General features: G+C 60.1%; 1 protein-coding gene. It reads right to left on the minus strand.

Going from position 1 to position 248, the window contains the following annotated elements:
- Positions 1-40 precede the first annotated feature (40 nt).
- Positions 41-248, minus strand: a 208-nt coding sequence (locus MKD49_RS26180; protein WP_252697763.1) for a hypothetical protein, incomplete at its 5' end; no start/stop codon positions are given.

The following is a 248-nucleotide window of genomic DNA, read 5'->3' on the forward strand; positions in this document are numbered from 1 at the left end:
GGTGACCTGAAGGCAGCCCCATTCGCCGCAAGGCCGCGCATCATCCGCTTGCCCCGACCGGATTAGCACTCCCGCCTTCCTCCATTTTTCTTTCCTTGCTAAACAACACGTAATAGAGGACCGGCGCGGCGATCAGGGTCAGGATAGTTGCGAAGGCCAGACCGCCCATGATGGTCACCGACATCGAGGCAAAGAATGGATCCCACAACAGCGGAGCCATCCCCAGGATTGTGGTGACCGCCGCCAGC

It is taken from the genome of Herbaspirillum sp. WGmk3 (assembly GCF_023952535.1).
In the GTDB taxonomy this organism is placed as follows: Bacteria; Pseudomonadota; Gammaproteobacteria; order Burkholderiales; family Burkholderiaceae_D; genus Herbaspirillum; species Herbaspirillum huttiense.